Here is a 432-nt window from a genome sequence, read left to right on the forward strand (position 1 = left end):
GCCTTCCGCGATGAGCCCCGCGTGCTGATGTGCAGCATCTTCCAGCACCCGTTCTATCCGTATTCCGGCACCGAGGCGGTGGCGGCCAACATGGTCAACATTCCGCTACCGGCGTATACCAATGGCCTGACCGTACGCGAGGTGGTGGAGACCATCTGGCTGCCGCGCCTGGAGGCGTTCGAGCCCGAGATGCTGTTCATTTCTGCCGGCTTCGATGCGCATCGCGAAGACGATCTGGGCCAGATGGGCCTGGTCGAGGCGGACTACGCCTGGATTACGAAACAGCTGATGCAAGTGGCGCGCAAACACGCCAAGGGCCGGATCGTCAGCTGTCTGGAGGGCGGCTACAACCTCAGCGCGCTTGGCCGCAGCGTGGTGGCGCACGTCAAGGCACTTGCCGAGCTTTAGGCTATCAACGATGACAATTCATTG

General features: G+C 61.8%; 1 pseudogene. It reads left to right on the forward strand.

Annotated elements, in window-relative coordinates:
• Positions 1 to 408 (forward strand): annotated as a pseudogene (locus H0241_RS35355) (histone deacetylase family protein); the annotation flags it as partial.
• Positions 409 to 432: the final 24 nt, after the last annotated feature.

This window comes from Mesorhizobium neociceri (assembly GCF_013520985.1).
In the GTDB taxonomy this organism is placed as follows: domain Bacteria; phylum Pseudomonadota; class Alphaproteobacteria; order Rhizobiales; family Rhizobiaceae; genus Mesorhizobium; species Mesorhizobium neociceri.